Origin of the sequence: Moorena sp. SIO4G3 (genome assembly GCF_010692305.1) — a bacterium.
Lineage (GTDB): Bacteria > Cyanobacteriota > Cyanobacteriia > Cyanobacteriales > Coleofasciculaceae > Moorena > Moorena producens_A.
Window position 1 is genome coordinate 1 of sequence record NZ_JAAHIG010000591.1, and the last position, 3,532, is coordinate 3,532.

2 protein-coding genes are annotated in these 3,532 nt (G+C 42.9%); both read left to right on the forward strand.

What is annotated here, in order from left to right; genetic code table 11:
• A partial coding sequence (locus F6J99_RS43300) for a beta-ketoacyl reductase (protein ID WP_293123176.1) occupies positions 1-1,680 on the forward strand: 1,680 nt, incomplete at its 5' end.
• Positions 1,681-1,773: 93 nt separating this feature from the next.
• Positions 1,774-3,532: type I polyketide synthase (locus F6J99_RS43305; protein ID WP_293123179.1), on the forward strand; the 1,759-nt coding region annotated here is incomplete at its 3' end.

The following is a 3,532-nucleotide window of genomic DNA, read 5'->3' on the forward strand; positions in this document are numbered from 1 at the left end:
TATGGAGTGGTACAATGTTGGACGACTGAAGCCGGAGTGGGTCAAGGGATTAATTCTGAGGAGTTAGGAAGTTTATCGAAGTTAGGGTGTGGCACAACTCTATCTTTAGTACAAGCATTGGTGAAAGGCGGGTTATCAACTGTCCCTCGATTATGGTTAGTGACAAATGGTGCTCAGGCGGTGCCTGCTCATCATCCGGTGATACCAGGAGTAGCTCAATCTTCGGTGTGGGGAATGGGTAAAGTGATTAGCTTGGAACATCCAGAGTTGAACTGTACTCGTATAGATTTAGACCCAGAGGAGACTTATGAGGTTCAGGCTGATGCCCTATTTAAAGAAATTTGGTCGGAGGATTCCGAAGACCAGGTAGCATGGCGTGGGGATGGTCGTTATGTGGCTCGGTTGGTGGGTAGTCATCATCGGCAACCAGTGGCACAACAAGCTGATGGTAAGACTCAAAAGCCCTTAAGTTTCCGTTCTGGAGCTAGCTATTTGATTACAGGAGGTATGGGAGGTTTGGGTTTACTGGTAGCTAATTGGATGGTGTCAAAGGGGGCTAAACATTTGGTCTTGTTGGGACGCCGTTCACCGGATGATGCTGGTATCAAAAAAATAACAGAGTTAGAAATGGCAGGAGCGTCCGTGGTAGTGGAAATAGCCGATGTATCTGATTGGGAATCGATCACAGGTGTGTTGCAGAGAATAGATGAGTCAAATAGACCCTTAGGAGGAGTGATTCATTCGGCGGGAATGTTATCAGATGGAGTGCTACAAAACCAGAGTTGGTCTAGTTTTGAGCGGGTGATGGCACCGAAAGTGCAAGGTGCTTGGCATTTACATCAATTGAGTCAAAATCAACCATTGGACTTTTTTGTGCTGTTTTCTTCAGCAGCATCTCTGTTGGGTTCACCGGGTCAGGGAAATCATTCCTGTGCTAATGCTTTTCTTGATGGTTTGGCTCATTATCGTCGAACTATGGGATTACCGGGATTGAGTATTCATTGGGGAGCAGTTTCTCAAGTGGGAGAGGCGGCTGAACGGGGTGCAGATGTGAGGGCAAGTAAGCAGGGGATGGGTGTAATATCTCCGGCTCAGGTATTGGAGTCTTTAGAACTATTGATGAGTGGTTCGGATGTAGAAGTAGGGGTGGTGCCTATTGATTGGTCTCTGTGGCAGGAGAGAGTGACGCAGTGGCGGTTTTTGGCGGATTGGCAGGAAACTATATTGGAGGTGGCAGAACCATCGAAGTCAGATTTTCTGTTAAAGTTGGAGGCTACACAACCTAATGAGCGCCGCTTGTTGTTGGTGGCTCATGTGCGTCGTCAGGTGGCTAATGTGTTGGGGATTAGTCACCCTGAATCAATTGCTTTGGAAACAGGGTTTTTTGATTTAGGTATGGACTCTTTGACTTCTGTGGAGTTGAGGAATAAATTGCAAAGTAGTTTGAAGCGATCGCTTCCATCTTCTCTGGCTTTTAGTTATTCTACAATTAATCAGCTTGTAGATTACTTGGCCCAAAAATTAAACTTAACGGATACTCAACAAGAGGATACTGAGTTGCGATCGCTTGACTCATATGAAGAAAAGTCATCCGAGTTATCAGACACTAGCCCACGGACAGAATTTGAATTAGAGGCATCACTTCTTAAAGAACTTGAAGAATTAGAAAATTTAATTTAAATAACAATAGGTTTTGTGGGTCAAGTTGGAAACCAGATCAAACACCAACATAATTTACTAAAACTACTTGTAAACTTACTCTATTAACACAACATGAATCCAAAACAAACACAAGAAAAAGAACCAAACCTACCTTTAGAAAGAACGATTAAAGCCCTCAAAGATGCACGCTACCAACTAGAAAGGTATAAAAATCAAAGCAAGGAACCAATTGCCATAATTGGAATTGGTTGCCGTTTTCCTGGAGGTGCATCTACCCCTGAAGCCTTCTGGCAACTTTTACAAAATGGAGTAGATACTATTACTGAAGTGCCACCAGACCGATGGCCTCTTAGTAAATATTATGACCCTGACCCTACCACTCCCGGTAAAATCTATACTCGTTATGGAGCCTTTGTTGAGCAAATACGGGAGTTTGATGCCAGTTTTTTTGGTATTTCTCCTAAAGAAGCAATTCATTTAGACCCCCAACATCGATTACTTCTAGAAGTAACTTGGGAAGCCTTAGAGCGTTCTGCTACAAATCCACAAAAACTGATAGGAACTCAAACAGGCGTATTTATTGGTATAACTAGCAACGACTATTCTCAAAATATATTTACTCAAGGTCCTGAACAAATTGATGCTTACTCAGGTCTAGGTAATGGCCACAGTATAGCATCAGGGCGAATCTCTTATATCCTCGGCCTTAAAGGTCCCTGTGTAGCAGTAGATACAGCTTGTTCTTCTTCTTTAATAAGTACTCATTTAGCTTGTTCTAGTCTGAGGAATCAAGAGTGCAATCTCGCCCTGGCAGGAGGGGTACATTTATCGATTTCTCCAGAAATAACAATCAACTATTGTAAAGCCAAAATATTGTCGGTGGATGGTCGTTGTAAGACTTTTGATGCTGCGGCAGACGGATTTGTCCGTGGTGAAGGTTGTGGTATGATTGTACTCAAACGTTTGTCGGATGCGCTCTCAGATCAAGATAATATCCTAGCAGTAATTCGGGGTAGTGCAACTAACCAAGATGGAAATAGTAGTGGATTAACAGTTCCCAATGGTTCATCTCAACAAGCATTGATTCGTCAAGCCTTAGAAAATGGAGGAGTAGAACCAGCTAGTGTCAGTTATCTAGAGGCCCATGGTACAGGCACATCTTTGGGGGATCCCATTGAAGTGGAAGCAGTGGGAGAAGTATTTGGGGCAACTCATTCTCAACAAAAACCTTTAATTATTGGTTCAGTAAAAACTAATATTGGTCATTTGGAGTCAGCAGCGGGAATTGCAGGTTTAATGAAAGTGGTGTTGCAACTGCAAAATCGACAAATCGCGCCGTCCCTGCATTTTCATCAGCCAAATCCTTATATTAATTGGGACAAATTACCTGTACAAGTATCAACCAACATCCAGCCTTGGCAGGTAAATAATCACAGTCGTATCGCAGGTATCAGTTCCTTTGGAGCTAGCGGTACTAATGCTCATGTAATTATAGAAGAAGCTCCCTCAATAGTCACAACTCAGAACATTATTGAACGTCCAGTTCATCTATTAACTCTGTCAGCCAAAACCGAAAAAGCTTTAGAAGATTTAGTCAATAGTTATCAAAGTTATCTAGAAACTCATCCCGAGTTAGCCCTAGCAGATGTATGTTATACAGCCTCTACAGGCAGAGCCCATTTTAATCATCGACTAGGGGTGATGGCATCTGACCCCACAGAATTAATAGACAAACTGCTTGGGTGGAAAACTCAGTCAGAATTAGTAGGAGTGTTTTCAGGACAACCAAATAGGGAAGTTCCCAAGATAGCCTTTCTCTTCACAGGTCAAGGTTCCCAGTATATAAATATGGGAAGGCAACTGTATGAAC